The organism is Methylomusa anaerophila (genome assembly GCF_003966895.1).
GTDB lineage: Bacteria > Bacillota > Negativicutes > Sporomusales > Sporomusaceae > Methylomusa > Methylomusa anaerophila.
In genome coordinates this window covers 1,098,999-1,121,612 of record NZ_AP018449.1, presented here as the reverse complement: position 1 = coordinate 1,121,612, position 22,614 = coordinate 1,098,999, and the positions used below count along the sequence as shown (strand labels likewise).

The window sequence follows — 22,614 nt, the reverse complement described above, 5'->3', positions numbered from 1 at the left end:
ACAGAGACACAGAGAACACAGAGGGACACAGAGAAAGGATAACGAAGAGCGTTGAAAAACGATAAATAATGAATCCCTCTGCGTTTCTCTGCGCCCTCTGCGCCTCTGCGGTAAAACGTTTTCCATTTTCATTCCTTGTGGTGCCTAATATATTGGCATGGAAGTCTGCTTAGAAATTGTCTAAGTTGAGCTATTACCGAAGAAAAAGGAGGGTAAAGGTTAATGGATCAGCAGGAGCTTGAAATCACCATTGACGCCAATGGCAAAGTATCGATAAAAGTGGCCGGAGCCAAAGGCGGTGAGTGCCTTGATATCACCAAAAACCTGGAGGAAGCCCTGGGCGAAGTGGAGCGGCGGGAGTTTACGCCCGAATACTACCAGGCCCCGGCTGACGGCAATAAGATCCGGACCAATCGGCGATGAGCCGGATACGCGATTTAGGCGCCCGGATCATCAATATGGCCGCCTTTTTACCCCGTTCCCGGGTTAACGGTCCCGGCTTAAGGGCGGTTGTATGGGTGCAAGGGTGTGACCGGCGCTGCCCGGGCTGTTTCAACCAGGACATGCAGCCTTTCACCGAACGGGAATTGATTGGTGTCCGGGAACTTGCCGACAGGATTTTAGGCATCAACGGCATTGAAGGGGTGACCTTCTCCGGCGGCGAGCCGTTTGAACAGGCGGCGGCACTGGGGGAACTGGGAAAGATTTTGCACGCAAAGGGATTAACGGTGGTGGCGTTCAGCGGCTATACTCTTGCTGAACTGACCGCCGGCGACAATCCTGCCTGGTCGCAACTGTTAGCGGTTACCGACTTGCTGGTTGCCGGACCGTATCTCCAGGATCGCCCGTCCGACCGGTATCTGTGCGGTTCGGACAATCAGGAAGCTGTTTATTTGACAGACCGGCTGCAAGCTCACCCGCAGGTGGAAAAATTGGCGGGATCATTGGTGGAGTTTACCATTGATGGGCAGGGAAGAATAATTGTTACGGGAATTGTAAAAGAACAGCGCCGAAGCCTTACTAAGTATTAATGTAATCATGAAACCTTGCCGCCATGTATAAGATTAAATAGGATGAAGCGGGTGTTGTAGGGGGATTTGGTATGGCCTCGACCGACGAACTTGAAATTACCATCATTTGGTTAAGCATTATATCAAGTCTGCTGACGCTGGAACTGCATGACCGGATTAAGGAAGAGGACCGGAAAGACTGTACGGAAAAAGACAACGAGTCTAACCGGGTAATAAAAAGGCTGGAGGATTTGGAAGCCCGTGTGCGTCATTTGGAGGAAAAACTTGCCGGCCGTTAAAACGCCGTATGGTTGGTATTGGGACTTGGCAAAAGCCAAGTTTTTTCTTATATTATATATATCATATTATATATTTTTTATTTCTTTTTCAGGTTGGTTTTTATATAAAGATGGCAATATTTTAGAAATACAAATTTAACTTAAAAGAGGAATTTGACAGTTCATATCGAATTTTTTTAGAGTTATTGTAAAAAACGGCGCGGCAACTGGTTATACCTTCCTGCAAAGCTATAAATTCTTACCAGGAATAAAAGATGAGGATAAATATGGATTATTTTTCGCTGTCTATTTTGTGTGCGATGGCCGGTACGCTTTCAATTATACTCCTCTATATATATCTTTTCAGTCTGTACCGTGAGCGGTATATGGGAGTCTGGATAATAAGCTGGCTCAGCTTCTCTTTGCGGCTGGCCCTTTTTGACTCCGGATTATTCGACTGGAAGCAATCCCTGTTAATCTTCGTTATTTATCAAATGATGTACAATAGCACAATTATCCTATTTTTATGGGGGCATTATCTTTTTATCGGCAGGAAGCTTAATCGCCGGTGGCTTTATGGCGCCGGCAGCATTTTCATGTTAAGTCTTACATCTGCTTTTGTGGAATTGCCGTTTCTTTTACAACACATCCTGCCGGCATTGTTTGCCACTAGCATACTTATAAATATAGGCTTATCTTTTATCTATGATTTAAAGATAAAAGGGGCAGGCAATTACATTACGGGCTATGCCTTTATCCTCTGGGGCCTTCTTACCGCGGCTACTCCTTATACCCTTGGCGCAGGCATAGGTTGGGTAGTTTCATTGCATTATACCATTGCCGGTATTATACGGCTGATTATTGCTTCCGGCACCTTACTGGTGTATTTTGAGAAAACCCGGGCGGATTTGCTTAGCAGAGAATCTTACTACCGGCTATTAACGGAAAATGCTGTTGATGTAATTTACCGCTATAATTTGCTGCCGGAGCCTGAATTTGAGTATATCAGTCCTTCCATGCTTGAGGTCACAGGCTATTCCCCGGCTGAATATTATGAGAACGCTCAATTGATGCGCAATTTGACCCATCCGGATGATCTGCCGCTGCATGACGATTTTGTTGCCAACCCCTGGAAATACAGTCGTTTACCCCTTACTCTGCGTTTGATTCGTAAGAACAATAAGATCATATGGATTGAAAAAAAGTGCATCCCAACCTATGACGAAAAAGGCAATTTGCTGTGCCTGGAAGGTATCATCCGGGATGTTACCGCCCGTAAAGAACTGGAGCAGCTTGCCGCCCGGGCCGACCAAATGAATCTGGTGGGCGAAATGGCGGCCAGTGTTGCCCATGAAATACGCAACCCTTTAACAACGGTGCGCGGCTACCTGCAGATGATGCAGGGAAAAGCTGAATTCAGCGACTATACAGGCCGTTTCGATTTGATGATCGAAGAACTGGACAGAACCAACTCCATTGTCAGCGAATACCTTTTATTGGCCAAAGATAAGCGGGCCGAACTGAAAAACTGCTGCCTGAATACTATCATTGAAAGACTGTTCCCTTTAATGCAGGCCGATGCTGCTACTGCCAATGTGGCTATAAGTCTTGACCTGCAAAATATCCCGCAGCTTAATCTGGATGAGAATGAAATCCGCCAGCTGATACTTAATCTGGTTAGGAATGGCGTGGAAGCCATGCCCCAGGGAGGGGAGCTTACTATCAGCACAAGCCTGGGGGGAAATAAGGTTGTTCTAGCTGTGGGAGATCAAGGCAGCGGAGTTCCGGCCCATATACTGGAAAATTTGGGCACGCCCTTTTTGACTACGAAAAATACCGGCACAGGTTTGGGTTTGCCCATGTGTTACCGAATTGCCACCCGGCACAATGCTACGATTAATGTTAAAACCGGCAAGCAAGGCACTACATTTTTTGTTTACTTTGCGGCCGGCGCTGCCGCGTAAGGAGAAAAGAGAAAACGAATCCATGAATAAGAATACTTCTGCCATAGCACCGGCTTACGCCAAAGAACTATTGGCGAAACAAATAAATATCGGTATCGCTGCAACTGAGAAAGAAAAACAGGAAATCTACCGTTTCCGTTATCAAATTTATGCCGAAGAAATAGGCTTTAAGCTTGTGGCCGCCGATCACGGCAACAAGCTTTTAGCTGATGAACTGGATGATTGGGGTTCGCTGCTGTATGCCAAATTAGGTAAGGAACTTATTGGCACTGCCAGGGTAAACATGGGGCGGCTTACAGATTTTCCCGCCGATTTGGTCGAAGCTTTTTTTATGAAAAGATTTGAAAAGTTTTATGAAGAAAAAAACGGACAAAACCATTACAATTTCGGATTTGCTTCCAAGGGTATGATTGCGCCGGCCTATCGCAGTTCACCGGTACATAATCTTTTAATAGGGAAAATTTATGAACTTTACTGTAATAAAAATGTACAATTTGCTTTTGTCGATTGTAATTTTCATTTAATTCCGTTCCATGAGCACTACGGGAGCCGCCGGTTAGGAAAGAATATCTTGGACCCGAACCTTGGCCCAATGGCCAGCTTCGTCCTGCTGGTAGACGATGTGCGGCATTTGCGGGCGGTAGGTTCGCCTTTATTTCACCTGGCTGTTAAAAGAAAAGCATTAAACCGTCAAAGTGTCGAATGGTTTTATAAAGAATTTGCCGGCACCCTAAACAGTACCGTCAACAGCCAATTGGTAAGCGGCGCGGAGTTATGGAACCTTCTCTGCGGCCGTTTAGGGCATAAGCCCAATCAATATATATCTGTACTGCATGGATTATCTGAGGCGCAAGCCAGGAAATTTCTCCACGGCTGCGGCGTTATTGTCCAGTGTGACGCCGGCGATTATATTACAAGCCGCGATGATGTAAGCCAGGAACTTAATATATTGCTTTCCGGAAAAGTACAGTCTTTACAGCCGCGCAACATTTTGCCGGGTCAGCATTGCGGTGAAATCGGCTTGGTGAACCGCGCCAAGCATAGCGGGAGTATTTTCGCCGCCACCGACGCGGAAATATTGGTATTGTCCTTTCATTATTTTAGAAAATTCCATAAAGCATACCCGGCCATTGCCAATAAAGTTATAAGGAGTTTGACGCGGGATATAAAAATTACTTAACGTATTTTGGCACCGGCCTCCATGACGGTACTATGTTATAATGATTATAAACTGGCTTTGGAGCAGAAGGAGGGACATTTTTGTACGCTGGATGGTCTGAGATGGCGAAGCTTTGGTACCAAATAAAGTATTTGGCATTGCCGCTGCTGTTTATCTTAGTAGCGTTTGCTATCGGACTGGCGGTTAACCGGATGGTTTTCGGCAGATTAAAACACATCGTATCCCAGTCTCCCGGGTCGCTCTCGGAGTTGTTCATCAAATCGCTGCACGGGATACCGGTATTCTGGGTCACGATGATAGGCATTTATGCCGCCATCAATACAGTGCCGCTGGGGCCCAACCTGTTAGGGTTGATGGAAAAAGCGCTGCTGGTTCTGGTACTGTTTTCCCTTACCATGGTGTGCGCCCGGACGGTGGTAGGCCTTGTCGCCATCAACGCCCAAAAGGCGGCCGGGGTCTTTCCCTCTACGTCAATTTTTATCAACGTTGCTGAATTCGTAACCTACGCAATCGGCTTGCTCATTATCCTCCAGTCCATTGGCATTTCCGTTACCCCGATCCTTACCGCTTTAGGCGTGGGCGGTGTCGCGGTGGCGCTGGCGCTGCAGGATACGTTATCCAATTTGTTTTCCGGTTTGCATATTCTATTGTCCAAGAAATTGCGGCCCGGCGATTACATCCGTATCAGTTCCGGCGAAGAAGGGGTTGTTGAGGATATTACCTGGCGGGATACTACGCTGCGAAATTTGGGCAACCACGTGATTGTCGTTCCCAATTCCAAAATCGCTTCCGCGATCATTGCCAATTATGCTTTGCCGGACAAGGAAATTGGCCTGATTATACCGGCCGGGGTAAGTTATGACAGCGACCTTGACCATGTGGAAACAGTAACCAGGGAAGTAGCCGCGCAGGTTATGCGGGAAGTGGACGGCGGAATTCCTGAGTATGAGCCTGTAGTCCGCTTTTCCGGTTTTGGTGATTCCAATATTAATTTTAACATAATTATACGGGCCAGAGAGTATACGGATCAGTTTATCCTGCGGCATGAATTGGTGCGGCGGCTGCATATGCGCTACCGGGATGAAGGGATAGTCATATCCTACCCTGTCCGCAATATTTATCTGGCTGATGGGGAAAAAGAACCAACAGATATGGAAAAAGAACCGATATAAATGAAAAAACGGCCCTTTGCCTGGTGGCAAAGGGCCGTTCCTATGGGGGTTAAACAATCAGTCACCGGCGGTGTTATTTATGGTTTTATTATATCTAAAAATAAAAGAACCATATAGATTTATTATTTCTACTGGTTCTTTACGGTTCTTTTAAATTATTTATTTCAGCAGCAGATATAGCAATACCGCTTTGTCAATCTCATTAAGTCTCTTTTGATGCAGGTCATTTTCCCGCTGCTGCCGTTCATGCCATTCTTTCTCATTCTCATGATCACGTCGCCGCATTTCCCGCTCATGGCGGAGTTTTTCCTCCTGTATCCGACGCTCCCGCTCCTGTTCACGCCGGGCTTTTTCTTCCTGTATCCGACGGTCCTGATCCCGGTCCCGATCCCGGCCTTGCTGATATTGTTCCGGATGCGGGCCGCCCGGTCCGGGTGCTGCTTTCACTATAGCTGTGCCTAACCCCAGTTGCATAATACCCACCATTGAGTAAATAATTATTTTCTTTACCATACTTCTCACAGATAACCCCTCCTTTTGTTTTTAATTTTAGCTGCTGATTGTTACAAAACTATCACGGAATCTTAATAATTGCGTTAATTCCGGGATATGTCGAAATTCAGGCAGCACTGTAGTATACTATAAGGCAAGGAAGGCAAGGAATTGCTTAGGATTTTACGGATTTTTACGTAATTCGAATTCGGAGGTTCGTTGTGATTGACCGGAATTTGGGACGGGAAGCGATGGGACAGTGGCGGTTGACCGCCATTGTGGCGGGGTTGGGAATGGCCGGCGGCATACTGGCTGTGCTTCAGGCCGCATTTTTAAGCCAAATCATTAACGGCGTTTTTTTAGAGGCAAAAGACCTGGCCGCTGTCCGGCAACTGCTGATTGTACTGGCGGCAATTATATTTATCAGGGCCGGATCGGTCTGGTTGGAGGGAGTGCTGGCTTTCCGCCTGGCAACGGTGATAAAAGTGGCGGTGCGGCAGCGCCTGGCAAGCCATATTTTGCATCTTGGCCCGGTGGCGCTTTCGCACCAATCCGGCGGTGAGCTGATCAATGTTTTAGGCGAGGGAGTGGAAAACCTGGAGGCATATTTTTCCCGCTACCTGCCGCAACTGGTCCGGGCGGCCATCATCCCGGCACTGATTTTGCTGGTAGTTGGGCCGCTGGACATTACTTCCGCTTTGATTATGCTGGTCACAGCGCCGATGATTCCGGTCTTTATGATCCTTATCGGCCGCCTGGCCGAGCGGATGAATGTCAGGCAGTGGGCGGTCATGCAATATTTGTCTGCTCATTTTTTGGATGTGCTGAACGGTTTGCTGACTTTGAAAGTGTTCAACCGCAGCCGGGAGCAAGCCGAAGTCATCGCCCGCCTGAGCGGCCAGTTCCGGGACGCCACCATGGAGGTTCTCAAAGTGGCGTTTTTGTCGGCGCTGGCGTTGGAGCTGCTGGCCACCATCAGTACGGCGCTGGTGGCGGTGACCATGGGAATCAGACTGCTTTACGGGGATATTACCTTTTACAGCGCCTTTTTTGTACTACTGCTGGCGCCGGAATATTACCTGCCTTTGCGGCAGTTAGGAACCCATTTCCACGCCGGCCTGGCGGGTAAAACTTCAGCGGCGGATATTTTCCGCCTGTTGTCGTTAACGGGTGGCGGCTTAACAGGCGGCAGCGCGTCTTTACCGGTACGGGAAAAGGTAAGTATCGGTTTCCGGGAGGTTAGTTTCACCTACCCGGGAAAAGACCGTCCGGCCATAGAAAGACTGTCTTTCCATCTGGAGCCGGGGGAGAAGGTTGCCCTGGTTGGGCCCAGCGGAGCGGGGAAAAGCACGGTGATTAGCCTGTTGCTAGGCTTTATTGTCCCGGATGCCGGCATGATTACGGTTAACAATATCAGGCTGAGTGACATGAATCGGTCCGACTGGTTAAAGAACGTGGCGGTGGTACCCCAGCGGCCCCATTTGTTTTTTGGAACAGTGGCGGAAAACATCCGGCTTGGCAAGCCGGCGGCCGCCATGGATGAGGTGATGGCAGCCGCCCGGCTGGCCGGAGTTCACGACTTTGTTCTTGATTTGCCCCAGGGGTATGATACCGTGGTGGGAGAAGGCGGCAGAGGTTTAAGCGGCGGGGAAGGACAGCGCTTGGCTATTGCCAGGGCTTTTTTAAAGGATGCGCCTGTTATTATTTTGGACGAAGCGGCAAGCAGTCTTGACCCAGCCACCGAAAGCGCGGTTCAGGCGGCAATGGACAAGCTGCTGGTCGGTCGGACGGCACTTATTATCGCCCACCGGCTGACAACGGTGCGGCAGGTTGACCGCATTCTGGCGGTGTCAGAGGGAAAAATAGCCGAGAGCGGCAGTCACCGGGAGCTGATGGCGTATAAGGGGTTGTACTATCAACTGGTTACAGCTTTTAAAGGGGATTACGATTTACATTAAGGTGGGAACTGCTGAAAAACCGCCATCTGCGTCGTTGTTCTTGCGTGCTTCACTCCAGCGTACATCCCAGTACGCTTGCGTTCCAGTACTCGTCGCCTCGGCGGTCTGACTATGATAGTCGATCTGTAATTAGCAAATATGATCACAATAAGTCTTTTTCATATGCAACGGTATCTGACGATTTTTGAGCAGTTCGTGGCTGCTGATAACCTGCATCTTTATAGATTGAGAAAAAAATGAGGTGGGTTTATGAGTATATGGCGGCTTTTGAAAATAATTGCGAGCAGCCATAGTATAGTGAGCCTCGTTATTGTTTCGACCTTGCTGGGCTGCCTGACCATCTGGTCTAATGTCGGCTTAATGACAGTGTCGGCCTGGCTGATTGCGGCGGCGGCCCTCCAGCCGGCAGTTTCCGAGTTGTCCATAGCTATAGTTGGCGTACGATTTTTCGGTATAGCCCGGGCGGTTTTCCGGTATATGGAAAGATGGGTGACCCATGACGCTACTTTCCGGATGCTCACTTGTATCCGCGTCTGGCTGTATAAGGCGGTCGAGCCGCTGGCGCCGGCAGGTCTTGCAGGCTATAGGTCGGGTGATCTGTTTACCAGAATGGTGGCCGATGTAGAGACCCTGAAATACTTCTTTCTCCGGGTCCTGTATCCGCCGCTGGTTGCCATCCTGTCCCTGGCCGGGGTTGTTTTTTTTACCCTGTATATTGCCGCCGGTCTAACCGGGGTGATTATTGCCCTGATGATTTTCTTCGGTTTGCTGGGACCGGCGATCATTAGCCGGTGGGGCGGGCAGGCAGGCAAGGAAGCGGTGGCGGCGAGGGCTGCTCTCAATGCGGCGTTGGCTGACACCATCCAGGGAATGGGCGATTTGGCCGCCTTTGACCGGATAAGTGGCCAGATGAATAAAATAACCGCTTTGAGCGAGCGCCTGGCAAGCAGGCAGGATAAAGCAAATCAGGCAAATGTATTAGCAGAGTCAGCCGGCTTTCTGGGTATGAATATTACCATGGTTGTTACCGTCGTGCTGGGTATTCAGTTGGTGCGGAGCGGCGAATTGCCCGGTGTATGGCTGGCGGCGCTGGCCCTGGCGGTGCAGAGTGCTTTTGAGGCTGTATTACCGCTGCCGTCTGTGGTTTATCACCTGGAAGAAAGTCTGGCGGCTGCCAGGCGGCTGCTGGAGGTAGCCGATACTCAGGCGGCGGTAACTGAATCACGGGAGATGGCAGCGGTTGAGAACCTGGTCCCATCTATTGAAGTGAGAAACCTTGCTTTCTCTTATCAACCGCAATCCAAGCGTGTTCTTAACAACGTTTCTTTTTCCCTGCCGCCGGGAAGACGGCTGGCGATTGTGGGGGCAAGCGGTGCGGGTAAAAGCACTCTGGCCGGGTTGGTGCTGAAATTGTGGCAGTATCGCCAGGGAGAAATATTGCTGGGCGGACGGTCTTTGAACGCAATACCGGCGGCGACGGTGCGCGACCTGGTTGGCTATGTTGGACAGGATACCTACTTATTTAACGCCAGCATTGGCGATAATATTTTGTTGGCCAGGCCGGCGGCTAAGCCTGCTGAACTGGCTGCAGCCGTTCGCGCGGCGGAATTAACGGATTGGCTGCGCACTCTCCCGAAAAATATGGATACCATGGTTGGGCGCAACGGACTGGCCCTGTCAGGGGGCGAGCGGCAGCGCATAGCTCTGGCCCGGGTGCTGCTAAAAAACAGTCCAATTCTTCTTTTGGATGAACCCACCGCCGCTCTTGACGCCGCAACAGCCCAAAAGGCGATGCATAACATACTGCAGGTAATGGCTGGGCGGACGACAATGCTGATAACCCACCATTTGGCCGGCCTTGAAACAATGGATGAGATATTGGTGCTTGACGGCGGACAGGTGGCTGAACGGGGCACATGGGACCGGCTTATGGCGGCAAAAGGCATTTACTATCGTATGTGGTCGCTGCAACAGAACGTATTGGCTGACGGGGTCAGCGAGGCTGAATTTGACAGAAAAACTTGAAATAAAAGCTTGACCTTGTCGAATTTTGTGATAATGTATATTTATGGAGTGATAGGCATGTTAGCACGGAGGCGGTATACATGGTAGCACCAACTTATGAAGCAGAAAAGAACTGCCCGGTTTGTGAAAAGAACTTCCGGGTTACCAAGGTGCGAAGCAGACAGGTCATGGTCAGTCAGGACGCTGATTTTTGCGCTCATTTTAAAGATATTAACCCTTATTATTATACTGTTTGGGTTTGCCCCCACTGTGGCTACGCCGCCGGCGAAGCCCGTTTCGGCGAGATGATGTCCGCAGCGGCGAAAGACCAAATTCAAAAATTTCTGGCGGCGAGGCAAGTTAATGTCAACTTCTGCGGCGAGCGTACGCGCGAGCAGGCGATTAACGCTTACAAGTTGGCAATTTTTTATGCCGAGTTGATCGCCAGCCCGTATAGCTGGCAAGCTGATTTGTATTTGAAACTAGGCTGGATTTACCGCGAGTCTGAACAAGCAGCGGAAGAAATGGCGGCGCTCACCAAGGCCTGTGAACTATATGAGCTGGCATTAGCCCGGGAGCGGCTGCCAATTGGCGGGACGCTGTCGGAAATGGCGGTAACTTATCTTATTGGGGAGTTGGCCCACAGGACCGGTCAATACGGCAAAGCATCAGCCTATTTAAATAAAGTGGTGGGAAATCCGGCTGTTAAGCAGGAACCCCGCATTGCCGCTCTGGCCCGGGAGGCGTGGCAGCAAATGCGGGCGGACCGGGAAAAAGTCAATACTATGGCGAAGTGAGTGAACGCAAAAGACCAGCGCAATTCAAATGCGTTGGTCTTTTCAGGCTGTTGAAAAACTTCGCCTAGCGTCGTTGCTCCTCAGAGCCCTTGCTTGCGTACCCCTGAGTACGTGGCGCGGCGGGCTCTTCCGGTGCGCCTAGCTATGCTCGTTTTTGAACAGCCTGGGGTTTGTCGACAAGCTGAAAAGACCAACGCAATTCAAAATGCGCTGGTCTTTTCCATAGATATACTGAATGAAAGGGCGGCTTCCGTTTTTGCGGGCCGCCCTTTTTCCCGCCTATTTGGTTATGTATGCGGCAACGATTTCACCATAATACAAAGTATGATAATCCCCGCCCGGATACATTTTGGCGTTATAATCGGCGTTAAGGGCGGCCGGGTCCATGGTCTGCCTGTAAACTACCTTACACTCCAGCTGGAGCCCGGGGATATCAATGATGGGGGTACCTTGGGCTTGCCCGGGTTTTACCGACAGCTTGGCGGCAGCCAGCTTATCCATATCCCGTCCTGAATTGGCGCCGCAGAAGGCCAGAGCTTCCTTCATGTCGGCAAGGGGAAAGGTTACGGTGTATTCGCCGCTTTTTTCCACCAGTCCCTTGGTGAACCGGGACTGGCGCACCAGGGCGATAAAAATGGGTTTCTGCCAGACGATGCCTACCGTACCCCAGCCAATGGTCATGGTATTGTGCTTGCCGCCATAGGATGTGGTCATAAAAGCATTTTTGGCCATCAATTCGGCCGCTTTAGCGGCGTAAGTCCCATAGGATAGTTGTTCGGACATGCTATTACCCTCCTAATGTGTTAAAATAATAGTAACTCAGCCTTAAAGGCGGGAACTGCTGAAAAACCGCCATCTGCGTCGTTGTTCCTGCGATCCTCGCTCCAACGTACTTGCCAGTACGCCTACGCTCCGGTTCTCGTCACGCCTAGCATCTGACGATTTTTGAGCAGTTCGTGGCAATCCAAGATCTGAGCAAAATACCACTCATTAGTAATGGTATTCCCGTTTTGAGGGAAAAATCCTTTCACAAGGGGAATTTATATATGTTGAAACAAGCACAAAATTTATTGCAAAAATACTATGGTTATCCTGAGTTCCGCAGTGGTCAGGAGAAAATTATTGACAGCATATTAAACGGCAGGGATACTTTGGCCATCATGCCTACCGGGGCCGGCAAATCCGTATGTTTTCAAATCCCGGCCCTGATGTTTCCGGGGATAACCCTGGTTATTTCACCGCTTATTTCCCTGATGAAAGATCAGGTGGATGATTTGAGCGGACTGGGCATACCGGCTGCATTTATCAACAGTTCCCTCAGTCAGCGGGAGACGGATGAACGCATTTTCCGGGCCCGGCGGGGAGATTTTAAGTTGATCTATGTGGCGCCTGAGCGGCTGGAATCAGAGAAGTTCTGCCGCCTGTTGGCGCCTTTGCGGCTGTCGTTGGTAGCGGTTGATGAAGCCCACTGTGTCTCGACCTGGGGGCATGATTTCCGGCCAAGCTACCGGGGGATCAGGCCTTTTATCAGTTCTTTGCCCCAACGGCCGGTAGTAGCGGCATTTACGGCCACGGCAACCCGGACTGTCCGCGCCGACATGGTATCGCTGCTGGAACTTGCCAATCCTAGCATCTTCATTACCGGCTTTAACCGGGAGAACTTGTCTTTTACCGTTCTGCGGGGCGAAAATAAGCTTGCTTTTGTGAAAAATTACGCGGCCGATCATGTCGATCAGTCCGGTATCATTTATGCCGCCACCCGTAAGGAAGTGGACAGTGTGTGCGCATTTTTGCGCAGCCAGGGGCTGGCTGCCGGCAGGTATCATGCCGGCATGACCGATGAGGAACGAACGTGGGCGCAGGATGAATTCGTGTATGACAATATCAAGGTGATGGTGGCCACCAACGCCTTCGGCATGGGTATTGACAAATCCAATGTGCGTTATGTGCTGCATTATAATATGCCCAAGAACTTGGAAGCCTATTATCAGGAAGCCGGCCGGGCCGGCCGGGACGGTGAGCCGGGGGAGTGTATCCTCCTCTATTCAGCGCAGGATGTGCAAGTACAGAAATTCCTCATCGAGCAATCGCAAAACGCCACTGAGGAAAGGAAAACTTATGAATACCGGCGGCTGCATGACATGATGGATTACTGCCATACTACCCGTTGTCTCAGGCAATATATCCTGCATTACTTTGGCGAGACCGACGTTCCGGCTTATTGCGGCAATTGCGGCACCTGCAGCGACGACCGGGAAGCAGTGGATATTACTGTGGACGCGCAAAAAATATTTTCCTGCATCATAAGAATGAAGGAGCGTTACGGCGTAACACTGGTCGCGGATGTTTTAAAAGGCTCAAAAAATAAGCGGGTGCTGCAATTGAAATTTGATAGTTTGTCAACTTATGGTTTGCTCAAGGATCGCTCAGTTGAGGAGATTAAGGATCTGATTAATCTGTTGATTGCCGAAGGCTATCTAGGTCTGGCCGAGGGGGAATACCCGGTCGTTAAGATCAAAGCCAAGGCAATACCTGTACTGAAAGGTCAGGCTGCGGTGACCCAAAAGATTTTGCGACGGAGGGTAAAACCAGTTAGCGAGAATACCCTGTTTGACAAGCTCAAAGCCCTGCGGCGGGAGATTGCCGCCGGCGAAGGCATACCTTCCTATATCGTATTTCCCGACAGCACCTTAAGAGAGATGGGCGAGCAACTGCCTGCGGATATGACGGCTCTGCGGCAAGTCAAAGGGGTGGGGGAAATGAAAGCGGCCCGCTATGGCGAACGGTTTTTGGCTGTTATCCGGGATTACGCCGCCGGCCACGGCCTGGTCCGGCCGCAAGTCAGCCGGGAGGATGACATTAGCGAAAAACAGGCGGATAAAACCCCCAGTCACCTGGTCACATTAGAGATGTACCGGCAAGGGATCCCGCTGGCGGAAATCGCAAAATCGCGGGGGCTGAAAGCTGTTACGATTGAGGATCATCTCATGCGGTGTGCTGCGGAAGGCCAGTGTTTAAACTGGGATGATTTTATTCCGTTGCAGTATGAGCCGATGATACTGGCGAAAATTAACGAGCTTGGCGCCGACCGGCTCAGGCCGCTGAAAGACGCTCTGCCGGAAGAAGTCAGCTATTTGAACATCAAAGCCGTTATCATAAAGCACCGCAACAGATTGACTAGTACAGAATAAGGTATGACGAAACCACAGAGAAACAGAGAACATACAGAGAGGTAGTTATGCAATATCGAGCCGACAACCCGTTAATTGTGCAAGGTGATTTTTCCGTACTGCTGGAGGCGTATCATCCGAAGTTTGAGACAGTCAGAGCTGAACTGGCGCAATTTGCCGATCTGGAAAAAAGTCCGGAGCATATTCACAGTTACCGTATTACGCCGCTGTCCCTTTGGAATGCGGCGGCGATTGGACTGAAAGCCGGCCAGGTGATAGCCTTTCTGGATGAGTATGTGAAGTTTCCCTTACCGGATAATGTACGACGGGATATTGCATCCTACATGGGGAGATACGGCCTGGTAAAACTGCTGGCGGCGCCGCCGGAACTGTCGGCAGCCGGCAAGGGCAGGTCTTTCGTTCCCGGCGATTATTTATATCTTTATTCCCATGACCTGCCTACCATCACCGCAATTGCCGGACACAAGGAGACCAAACACCTTTTCGCTTCGCGATTTAACGACTATACGCTGCTGGTGGCTGCCGGCAGGCGGGGGATGGTAAAGCAGGCGCTGGTTAAGGTTGGTTTTCCGGTGGAGGACCTAGCCGGTTATATCGACGGTGAGCCGTTACATATACGCCTCGCCGGCACAACCTCTGCCGGACGTCCTTTTGCGCTTAGGGATTATCAGCGGCAGGCGGCGGATATTTTTTACGCCAACGGGCGGGAAACAGGCGGCAGCGGTGTTTTGGTTCTTCCCTGCGGCGCCGGTAAAACCATCATTGGTCTGGGAATTATGAGTTTGATTAACATGAATACCCTCATTCTGACCACTTCCACTACCGCGGTGCGTCAATGGGTGCGGGAAATCCTTGATAAGACTGGATTGACGGAAGATCAGGTGGGGGAGTATTCGTCCGAGACGAAGAATATTCTGCCGGTTACTGTTGCCACCTACCAAATGATCACCTACCGCCCCAGCTCCGACGGACCTTTTCCCCACTTTGAGCTTTTTAACGCCCGTTCCTGGGGACTGATTATCTACGACGAGGTGCACACCTTACCGGCGCCGGTGTTTCAGGTTACGGCCGAGCTTCAGACCATGCGGCGTTTGGGGCTTACTGCCACATTAGTGCGGGAAGATAAGCGGGAAACCGATGTTTTTACATTGATTGGACCGAAAAAACTGGATATACCCTGGCGGGAACTGGAAGCAGCCGGCTGGATAGCCGAAGCCGTCTGCACTGAAGTAAGGGTGCCGTTGAATTTCGCCCTGCGTATGGAATGCGCCCAGTCACCGGAAAAAACCGCCTACCGGCTGGAAGCCGAAAACCCGGCCAAGCTGAGGGCCATCGAGGACATCCTCGCCCGGCATCCGGCGGAAGGGGTATTGATTATCGGCCAATACATCAGGCAGTTGGAGACAATCGCCGCCCATCTGAACGCGCCATTGATTACAGGTAAAACCAAAAACGCCAAACGGGATGAACTGTATGAAAGGTTCCGGCAGAGCCAAATTCCGGTGCTGGTTGTATCCAAGGTGGCTAATTTCGCCATCGATTTGCCGGACGCCGGGGTAGCCATTCAGGTTTCCGGCGCTTTCGGCTCCCGGCAGGAAGAAGCCCAGCGCTTGGGACGTATCCTCCGGCCCAAAGCGAATGGCCGGGGCGCGTATTTTTACAGCGTAGTGTCCAAGGATACCCGGGAACAGGAATTTGCCCATCATCGTCAATTGTTTCTGGCGGAGCAGGGATACCGGTATGAGATTATTGATTTAAGTTAAGGGCCTGTGCTTGCGGAAGGAGGCGGAAAAGCGGTGCAACCGAAGAAAGTTGTAGCGCTGAAAACCGGCGGCATTTATACCATCGAAATGCTTGCTAAAACCAATATGAATGCTCTGGGGAATATAGCCTATCTATTTTGCGGTTTTGACTGGTACCGGTCCCCCAATTTGATTGAGTGCCTGCGGGCCGGCATAAATGATTATGCCGCCTTCTTCGCACCGTTTAGCCGTTTGGAACCAATTTCTAAAACGGTGCTGGCCAGTTTATCCTCCCAACCCGGCAAAGCTGTCCAGGTAAAAGATTTGTCCGGCAAGCTGGGGGAGGAACAGCCGGCCAAAGTGGAAAAAGCCGTTCGTATTCTTATCAATAAAGGCTGGTTAATTGAGGGAGCCGATGAGGGCGAGCAGGTGGTTCTGCTTTTGCCCGAAATAGCCAGGCAAATTAGGTGGCTGTCGGATTATGAGCGGTTTTTTCTGGCAGAGCAGCCGGTTTTATCCTGCACTTCGGCGGCGGCTCCGGTCTGGCAGCAAGATCTAATTGAGACGGCAGCTTTTATTCTCACAGAAAAACCGAAATTAACCAATCAAAGACTTATGAACAAATCAGCCTTAAAACGGCTGCTAACCCGTTTGAATCCGGCAGCTGCCCAGGGATGGGAGTCGGCTTTATTAAATAATCGTTATCCCGTACCTTTGTGGATGCTGCTTTACTTGCTGCAGGCGGTCGGCGCTTTGACGGAACAAGTTGACGGCAATGCCAGGTGGTTAAACTTAAATGTGGATAAATGGCTGGATTTTCTGCGAATACCTTTTCATCTCAGGCTATTGGCGGCTTTTTTGGCCTATCTCAATGTGGTGCACCGCTATGCGGGCTTCGGCGGGGTTCGTTTAGCGCTGGCGCTTATTCAGGAGTCAACTTACATCAAGGGACACGGTGTATCGCCTGTAAGCTTGTATAAACGTATTAGCCAGCTCGATAACCTGTCAAATATGGCTTATGGCGACTATGACCGCCAGGAGCAGTATTTGTCGGCCTGGTTTATGGAACCGTTACGGTCTTTGGGGTTGTATGCAAGCTGGGAGGTTAGCCTGCCCACCCCTTGGGCCAAACAACAGGAGAGGCTGCGATCGTTGTGGTACTTGACCGATTTAGGGAAAGTAGCGGGCCGGATAGTTAAAGCCAGGGACAAAAAAGCGGTTGAACAGCATTTCAGTCAATACTTCGGAGTTATCGACGAGGTGATGGAAGGGAAACTGACAAATGCCGGCGAAGGGCTGGTCAGCAGTTGGGAAGCTTTATTGCCGCCGTGTCTTGACAATGAACTGATTTTGCAAAACGATATGACTTTTATTGTTCCGCAAAATGCGCCGCCGGAACTGATTTGGCTGCTTTCCGTTTTTGGCAGTGGTGAAAATCAGCAGTATGTTATTATCGGTAAGTTTCAAAAAGAAACCGTGGTTCGGGCCTTAAAAGCCGGCATTAAGCTGGATAATTTGCAACAGGCCATCACTGCTCAAAGCAAATCGCCGCCGCCGGGCATTCTCCTGAGTATGCTGGAAGAATGGGGCGCCTCCTATGGCCGGGCAATAGTCGGCAAGAGTATGATAGTTGCCTGTGACACATCGGAAGACGCGGCCGAACTGGCTGTTCAAACCAGATTGGCCGGGGTGATTCTGGGCCAGGTCGGGCTGCGGACCATTCTTATAAAGGAAGAGGGTGAAGCGGTGGTGCGCAAATGGCTGGAGAGAAAGGGACGAGTGCCGCCGCCGGGAGTGGCAGGCGGGGCCGAGATCATCGAGTGGCTGCAAAATAGAGACAAAAAATCCTAAAATTAGGGAGGCTGGTTCAAAATGTTCAGATGCTAGGCGCCTGGGATTCCGAGGCCGGAGGCGTACGAATTGTGTACGTGTGAGGACCACCGTTGCATATGCGGCCTTCATCGTGCCAATTAGCTGCCTACTATAAGATAAGCTGACATTAACAGACCGGCGGAAGCTTAGGCAACGACGCAGATGGGCGTTTTCAACCAGCCTCGGGGGAGGGTTAAAATGTTAGATTTATTACAGCAGATAAACAACCAATTTGAATACATGGTGGCAATGCGGCGCTACTTTCATATCAATCCTGAACTCAGCGGGCAGGAGGAAAAAACCCAGGCGAAGATTATGGATGAACTGCGGAAACTGGAACTTGAGCCCCGCAAATGCGGCGGCACGGGCATTGTCGCCGAACTAACCGGCGGCAGGCCGGGGAAAACCGTGGCGCTGCGGGCCGATATGGACGCTCTCCCCTTGCATGATGAACTGGATAAGCCATACTGCTCTCAAGTTCCCGGTGTTTGCCATGCCTGCGGTCACGACGGTCACATGGCCACATTGCTTGGGGTAGCTAAGGTACTGTCTGATCGAAAAGGGGAGCTTAGCGGTAACGTCCGTTTTCTGTTTCAACCCAGTGAAGAGCATCTGCCCGGAGGAGCGCTAAATATGATTAATGCGGGCGGACTTAGCGGTGTTGACGCCATATTGGGAATACACCTTTGGCAGCCGTTGCCGTTAGGAGTAATGGGCATAACCTACGGGCCCATTATGGCATCCGCCAACGAATTTTGCATTACCGTTTTAGGCAAAGGCGGTCATGCCTCCATGCCGCAGCAGACAGTGGACGCAATTCTGGTAGGGGCACAGATTGTCAACGCTCTCAACACCATTGTCAGTCGGAATATTAACCCGCAGGAAGCCGCCGTTGTGTCGGTGGGAGTGTTTCAAGCCGGGAAGGTTTACAATATTATAGCCGATAACGCCGTGATCAAAGGAACTGTACGGGTGTTTGACCTGGAGCTCCGAGAGACAATTTTTTGCCGGATCGAGGAAATGGTGAAAGGCATATGCGCGGCGTATGGCGCTAACCATAAGTTGGAATTTTACCGGGGATATCCGCCGGTTATTAATCATCCGGAAATTGCGGCAATCGCCGCCGCCGCCGGACAGGAGGCGCTGGGGGAGGAAAATGTCTGGATGATCAAGCCGGTAATGGCCGGTGAGGATTTTTCCTACTACCTTGAAACAGTGCCGGGAGCATTCTGGTTGGTGGGCGCAGGCAACGCCGCGAAGGGTATTGTCAGTCCTCATCACCACCCGCAGTTTGACTTTGACGAGACAGCAATGATTCATGGCGCAGAGATCTTACTGCGAACGACTCTTAAAATATTGGCTGACCTGACTGGTTAGGAGGTGCATCCCCTGCGCCAAAAGGGGCAGAGATTCGGCGGATTCAGCTGCTGCAAAGCAATTCCTTTGATGAAATTGATAGTATCAGTATTGACAATCCGGCTCGCACCGGGTTACAATAAAAATAAATGATAATAATTATCAATATCGATAACCAACCGTGTTTTATGGGCAAGGGAAAATTACTTAATTGTAGTGGAGGTTAATTATGTCGATTGTGGTTATTGGCGGTGATCATTTAGGTTCCATTGAGAAAAATTTATATGCTGTCGGGGTCCAGGAGTTGACCCATATTTCCGGGCGCAATTCACCGGCGAAAGCGAAATTGGCAATTTCCAAGAAAACTGACGCGGTATTAGTTTTGACAGACTATATAAATCATAATACTGCAGCTATGGCGAAGAATTTGGCTAAAGCCCACTCTATTCCCTTGATCTTCGCCAAGCGATCATGGACTTCAGTTGCGGAAAAACTGAAGTCCGAGGGGATTATCGGCAGGTAGGAGATTGTGATGGAAATAATAAAATCGCTCCTATATTTTATATTGGCCGGTTTATGCGAAATCGGCGGCGGTTATTTAATCTGGCTGTGGCTGCGGGAAGGAAAGGACTTGTATTATGGCCTGCTCGGCGCTGTAATTCTTGCGGTCTACGGAATAATTCCAACCTTGCAGGCGCCCGGCTTTGGGAGAGTGTACGCGGCTTACGGCGGTATTTTCATTGTACTGTCCATCTTCTGGGGATGGGCGGTAGATAAGGTAACCCCGGACCGGTACGACCTGTTGGGAGGCGCAATAGCGCTTATCGGGGTGGTAATCATAATGTGGTGGCCCAGAGGGTGACCAATCGGTATTTATTTACATATGACTATAACAGAGTGAAGTAGAGTATAGGGGAAAGGGGGCCTAGTTTCAGTATGAAGAACATGCATACCGGTGAAACGTTATTAAAGGGCGAAAGCCGAAAGTGTCCCGCCTATTTCTTTCGGTGGCTGGTTGTGGAATTGGCGCCGACCATTCACGGCTATAAACCGGCAACATTACTTTCACTGTCTGATAGTTTCAGTTTTCCCCGGCTGTCTTTTTGGCAGCAATATGGGCCCGGTTTTCTTCGTCGGTCGGGAATTGAATGGGTGGTTTTGCGGGAATGCGCCCGCAAGAGGGTAATCCTGTTTTATCGGCCGCAATTGCTGGAGGAATGGCTAAAGAAAGGTGAGAACTGCCGCTTTTTAGCTGCTCACGGTTATAAACCCGAATGTTCTTTAAGTGAGAATATGGCTTACCTGAAAAAGCGTTATCAGGGAGAATGTCCCCACGAAATTGGGTTATGGCTGGGAATCCCGTTGAAAGATGTTCTGGGATTTATGGGTATTAGTAAAGAATATTGCAGCTGCAAGGGTTTATGGTGTATCTACGGCGACCCGGAGCTTTCCCTGACCTTGATGCGGAAAATTAACGACAGTAAACGGGTAGTGGCGGAAATATTGCAAAACGGGGTGAATCCACATAATATTCTTTTGGGTTATTATGAGCAAACTGCCTAGTGTCTTGTCCACAGGCAACAACCCAAAAGCTGTAAACAGGAACATTTTGTTAAATTTTCGTAGCGTAGAAAGGATTTTGCGGAACGTTGTCGAATCGAATGTGAATGTATATTATAATCAATTAAGCCTTTAAAAGCCTCTAAGCCTCACAGTTCGAAAATGCTTCACGTTTTCTTAATAGGAGTGGGTCAACCTGAAGTTCAACTCTAAGTTCAAGCTTAAACTGCCAGCGATAAAAAAGCCCGGCTCTCTTTTTTCTCAATTATTCCCGTTGTTGACGCCTGCCCGCGACAGCAGGGAACAGGGATCAGGAATTAAGAAGGGTAAGGGATTGCGCTTTACAATCGGCCGCCAGATCATTGCCATTTGCATATTGGTGGCCTTAATGTTTTCCGGTATCAGCATTTATACCCATTTCAAAATGCAAGCGGTGGAAAAAAATTACCAGTCCATTATTTCGGTGGATGTGCCGTTGGTATTTGACATCAAAGATATTAATGCCGAACTTAAGACACAAAACGCTCAGATGCGGAGCTATCTCATAGCAGTTAACCCCAGTTATGTGCAATCTTATATTATATCCCGGCAAAATATGAATGCCAAATTGGCCGGCCTGGAGCAAAAACTGACCGGTGAAGAAGAGAAAAAACAGTTTGCCGATTTAAAACAGGTGGTCAATTCCTTTTACAGTACCATGGACCGGGTAATTGCCGTCCGCGGCGAAAAAGGTTTGGAGGCGGCGATGCAAGTTCTGGCTGAAGAGCAGCAGAGTCTGGCGGCTGTCGACAATCAGATTTATCATTACGCTAATTTCCTTAATGATCAAATGCGCAAACGGATGCAGGAAAACGATTTGGCAGTGGGAAATACCAATAAAGTAATTGTTTTACTCAATATAATTATTTTCGTAATTGTAGTGGGAATAGCCGTTTTCTTTGAACGCAGGCTATCCCGGCCGCTGGCCGAAGCTGTTGCGGCGGCGGATGAAATCGCCGACGGCGGGCTCAGATTTAAAAGTATCAGCTACCATGGCAATGATGAAATCAGCGATCTTACCAAAGCTTTCAGCCGTATGGCGGAGAACCTGAAAAAACTGGTTACCCAGGTTGCCGGCGCATCGGACCAGGTAGCCGGTTCGGCGCAAGAACTGACTTCAGGCGCCGGCAATTCGGCGCAAGCAGCGGTGCAGGTAGCCGAGACGGTGGCGGAAGTGGCCGCAGGTACTGCCCGTCAAGTGGCGGCAGTGGAGGAAGCGGTCAACGCTGTGCGGGAGATGACAACTGCCGTGCGGCACATTGCTGATAATGCCGGGCAGGTGTCTTTTAAGTCGGAGGAGGCGGCCAAAGCGGCGTCTGAGGGAGAACTGGCCGGCAATGAAGCCACGGCCCAAATGCAAGCCATCAATCGTTCGGTTGCGCATTCGGCGCAAGTGGTGGAAAAGTTAGGAAACAGTTCCCGTCAAATCGGTGAGATCGTAGGTGTTATCAGCGGCATTGCCGGACAGACCAACCTGTTGGCTTTAAATGCGGCGATAGAAGCGGCGCGGGCCGGCGAACAGGGCCGGGGTTTTGCCGTGGTCGCCGATGAAGTCCGTAAACTGGCGGAAGAGTCCAGGCAAGCCGCCGAACAGATAGGCCGCATTGTTGCGGAAATCCGGCAGGAGTCAGGGGACGCGGCGGCTGTGATGACCCAGGGAACTCAGGATGTAGCCCGGGGCACGGAAGTAATTGCATCCACCGGAGAACAATTTAAACACATTATCAATCTGGTGCAGGAACTCAACCGCCAAATCCAGGAGATTAGCGCGGCGGCCGAACAACTGTCGGCTTCCGGCGACAGTGTCCTGGTTGCGGTGGAAAGTGTGAAACAGGCGGCCGGGAGGACGGCGGTCGGCACGCAAACAATTTCCGCCGCTGCCCAGGAACAGTCGGCTTCCATGCAGCAAATCGCTTCATCCAGTCAAACGCTGCACCAAATGTCCGAAGAACTAAAAAATGCAATTGGGAATTTCCGCTTCTAGAATAAACTGGAATAA

At 50.3% G+C, this 22,614-nt stretch carries 19 protein-coding genes; 17 read left to right on the top strand and 2 right to left on the bottom strand.

Annotation, left to right across the window (positions count from 1 at the left end; translation table 11 throughout):
- Window positions 1-222 precede the first annotated feature (222 nt).
- The 6 genes from MAMMFC1_RS04990 (at window position 223) to MAMMFC1_RS04965 (ending at window position 5,604) form a co-directional block, all read left to right on the top strand.
- Window positions 223-423, top strand: a complete 201-nt coding sequence (locus MAMMFC1_RS04990) for a DUF2997 domain-containing protein (RefSeq protein WP_126307013.1) — start codon at window positions 223-225, stop codon at window positions 421-423.
- Window positions 420-1,031: a 4Fe-4S single cluster domain-containing protein gene (locus MAMMFC1_RS04985; protein WP_126307011.1), complete on the top strand. Its 612-nt coding sequence runs from the start codon at window positions 420-422 to the stop codon at window positions 1,029-1,031. Before MAMMFC1_RS04990 ends, MAMMFC1_RS04985 begins: the two co-directional genes overlap by 4 nt.
- Window positions 1,032-1,102: 71 nt before the next feature.
- Window positions 1,103-1,309 carry a hypothetical protein gene (locus tag MAMMFC1_RS04980; protein ID WP_126307009.1) on the top strand — a complete coding sequence of 69 codons (207 nt, stop codon included), beginning with the start codon at window positions 1,103-1,105 and terminating at the stop codon, window positions 1,307-1,309.
- A 266-nt stretch (window positions 1,310-1,575) separates the two neighbouring features.
- A complete protein-coding gene (locus tag MAMMFC1_RS04975) occupies window positions 1,576-3,252 on the top strand; it encodes a PAS domain-containing sensor histidine kinase (protein WP_126307007.1) in 1,677 nt (558 codons plus the stop codon).
- Entirely contained in the window at window positions 3,221-4,432 is a 1,212-nt protein-coding gene (locus MAMMFC1_RS04970; protein ID WP_232035674.1) for a Crp/Fnr family transcriptional regulator, read from the top strand. The genes MAMMFC1_RS04975 and MAMMFC1_RS04970 overlap by 32 nt, the downstream gene beginning before the upstream one ends.
- Before the next feature lie 80 nt (window positions 4,433-4,512).
- Window positions 4,513-5,604 (top strand): mechanosensitive ion channel family protein, encoded by a 1,092-nt coding sequence (locus MAMMFC1_RS04965; protein ID WP_126307003.1) that lies wholly within the window; start codon window positions 4,513-4,515, stop codon window positions 5,602-5,604.
- A gap of 159 nt (window positions 5,605-5,763) precedes the next feature.
- On the opposite strand, the gene MAMMFC1_RS04960 is transcribed toward MAMMFC1_RS04965, so the two are convergent.
- Window positions 5,764-6,117 carry a hypothetical protein gene (locus tag MAMMFC1_RS04960; RefSeq protein WP_232035785.1) on the bottom strand — a complete coding sequence of 118 codons (354 nt, stop codon included), beginning with the start codon at window positions 6,115-6,117 and terminating at the stop codon, window positions 5,764-5,766.
- A gap of 200 nt (window positions 6,118-6,317) precedes the next feature.
- Between MAMMFC1_RS04960 and cydD the strand changes: the two genes are divergently transcribed.
- The 3 genes from cydD (at window position 6,318) to MAMMFC1_RS04945 (ending at window position 10,855) form a co-directional block, all read left to right on the top strand.
- Window positions 6,318-8,054: a thiol reductant ABC exporter subunit CydD gene (cydD, locus tag MAMMFC1_RS04955; protein ID WP_232035673.1), complete on the top strand. Its 1,737-nt coding sequence runs from the start codon at window positions 6,318-6,320 to the stop codon at window positions 8,052-8,054.
- A gap of 249 nt (window positions 8,055-8,303) precedes the next feature.
- Entirely contained in the window at window positions 8,304-10,079 is a 1,776-nt protein-coding gene (gene cydC / locus MAMMFC1_RS04950; RefSeq protein ID WP_126306999.1) for a thiol reductant ABC exporter subunit CydC, read from the top strand.
- Between the two features lie 80 nt (window positions 10,080-10,159).
- The gene (locus MAMMFC1_RS04945) at window positions 10,160-10,855 is read left to right on the top strand and encodes a DUF2225 domain-containing protein (protein ID WP_126306997.1); all 696 of its coding nucleotides are present in this window, start codon (window positions 10,160-10,162) and stop codon (window positions 10,853-10,855) included.
- A gap of 279 nt (window positions 10,856-11,134) precedes the next feature.
- Here MAMMFC1_RS04945 and MAMMFC1_RS04940 read toward each other — a convergent pair whose 3' ends face one another.
- Window positions 11,135-11,638, bottom strand: a complete 504-nt coding sequence (locus tag MAMMFC1_RS04940) for a flavin reductase family protein (RefSeq protein WP_126306995.1) — start codon at window positions 11,636-11,638, stop codon at window positions 11,135-11,137.
- Window positions 11,639-11,901: 263 nt separating this feature from the next.
- Between MAMMFC1_RS04940 and recQ the strand changes: the two genes are divergently transcribed.
- From recQ to MAMMFC1_RS04900, 8 genes are all read left to right on the top strand, one after another.
- A complete protein-coding gene (recQ, locus tag MAMMFC1_RS04935; protein WP_126306994.1) occupies window positions 11,902-14,046 on the top strand; it encodes a DNA helicase RecQ in 2,145 nt (714 codons plus the stop codon).
- Window positions 14,047-14,093: 47 nt separating this feature from the next.
- Window positions 14,094-15,809: a DNA repair helicase XPB gene (locus MAMMFC1_RS04930; RefSeq protein ID WP_126306992.1), complete on the top strand. Its 1,716-nt coding sequence runs from the start codon at window positions 14,094-14,096 to the stop codon at window positions 15,807-15,809.
- A 33-nt stretch (window positions 15,810-15,842) separates the two neighbouring features.
- Entirely contained in the window at window positions 15,843-17,639 is a 1,797-nt protein-coding gene (locus MAMMFC1_RS04925) for a helicase-associated domain-containing protein (protein ID WP_126306990.1), read from the top strand.
- Between the two features lie 219 nt (window positions 17,640-17,858).
- Window positions 17,859-19,037 (top strand): M20 metallopeptidase family protein, encoded by a 1,179-nt coding sequence (locus MAMMFC1_RS04920; protein ID WP_126306988.1) that lies wholly within the window; start codon window positions 17,859-17,861, stop codon window positions 19,035-19,037.
- Between the two features lie 208 nt (window positions 19,038-19,245).
- Window positions 19,246-19,539: a DUF2325 domain-containing protein gene (locus tag MAMMFC1_RS04915; protein WP_126306985.1), complete on the top strand. Its 294-nt coding sequence runs from the start codon at window positions 19,246-19,248 to the stop codon at window positions 19,537-19,539.
- 9 nt (window positions 19,540-19,548) lie between these two features.
- The gene (locus tag MAMMFC1_RS04910) at window positions 19,549-19,878 is read left to right on the top strand and encodes a YnfA family protein (protein WP_126306983.1); all 330 of its coding nucleotides are present in this window, start codon (window positions 19,549-19,551) and stop codon (window positions 19,876-19,878) included.
- 74 nt (window positions 19,879-19,952) lie between these two features.
- Window positions 19,953-20,579 (top strand): DUF3793 family protein, encoded by a 627-nt coding sequence (locus MAMMFC1_RS04905; RefSeq protein WP_126306982.1) that lies wholly within the window; start codon window positions 19,953-19,955, stop codon window positions 20,577-20,579.
- A gap of 331 nt (window positions 20,580-20,910) precedes the next feature.
- The gene (locus MAMMFC1_RS04900) at window positions 20,911-22,599 is read left to right on the top strand and encodes a methyl-accepting chemotaxis protein (RefSeq protein ID WP_126306980.1); all 1,689 of its coding nucleotides are present in this window, start codon (window positions 20,911-20,913) and stop codon (window positions 22,597-22,599) included.
- The last annotated feature ends 15 nt before the right edge of the window (window positions 22,600-22,614 follow it).

Bases quoted from the DNA above. Each gene is read 5' to 3' on its own strand.
- MAMMFC1_RS04945 (WP_126306997.1), top strand. From the start codon at position 10,160: ATGGTAGCACCAACTTATGAAGCAGAAAAGAACTGCCCGGTTTGTGAA.
- MAMMFC1_RS04905 (WP_126306982.1), top strand. From the start codon at position 19,953: ATGAAGAACATGCATACCGGTGAAACGTTATTAAAGGGCGAAAGCCGA.
- MAMMFC1_RS04960 (WP_232035785.1), bottom strand. From the start codon at position 6,117: ATGGTAAAGAAAATAATTATTTACTCAATGGTGGGTATTATGCAACTG.
- MAMMFC1_RS04975 (WP_126307007.1), top strand. From the start codon at position 1,576: ATGGATTATTTTTCGCTGTCTATTTTGTGTGCGATGGCCGGTACGCTT.
- MAMMFC1_RS04940 (WP_126306995.1), bottom strand. From the start codon at position 11,638: ATGTCCGAACAACTATCCTATGGGACTTACGCCGCTAAAGCGGCCGAA.
- MAMMFC1_RS04930 (WP_126306992.1), top strand. From the start codon at position 14,094: ATGCAATATCGAGCCGACAACCCGTTAATTGTGCAAGGTGATTTTTCC.
- cydC (WP_126306999.1), top strand. From the start codon at position 8,304: ATGAGTATATGGCGGCTTTTGAAAATAATTGCGAGCAGCCATAGTATA.
- recQ (WP_126306994.1), top strand. From the start codon at position 11,902: ATGTTGAAACAAGCACAAAATTTATTGCAAAAATACTATGGTTATCCT.
- MAMMFC1_RS04920 (WP_126306988.1), top strand. From the start codon at position 17,859: ATGTTAGATTTATTACAGCAGATAAACAACCAATTTGAATACATGGTG.
- MAMMFC1_RS04980 (WP_126307009.1), top strand. From the start codon at position 1,103: ATGGCCTCGACCGACGAACTTGAAATTACCATCATTTGGTTAAGCATT.
- MAMMFC1_RS04990 (WP_126307013.1), top strand. From the start codon at position 223: ATGGATCAGCAGGAGCTTGAAATCACCATTGACGCCAATGGCAAAGTA.
- MAMMFC1_RS04910 (WP_126306983.1), top strand. From the start codon at position 19,549: ATGGAAATAATAAAATCGCTCCTATATTTTATATTGGCCGGTTTATGC.
- MAMMFC1_RS04985 (WP_126307011.1), top strand. From the start codon at position 420: ATGAGCCGGATACGCGATTTAGGCGCCCGGATCATCAATATGGCCGCC.
- MAMMFC1_RS04915 (WP_126306985.1), top strand. From the start codon at position 19,246: ATGTCGATTGTGGTTATTGGCGGTGATCATTTAGGTTCCATTGAGAAA.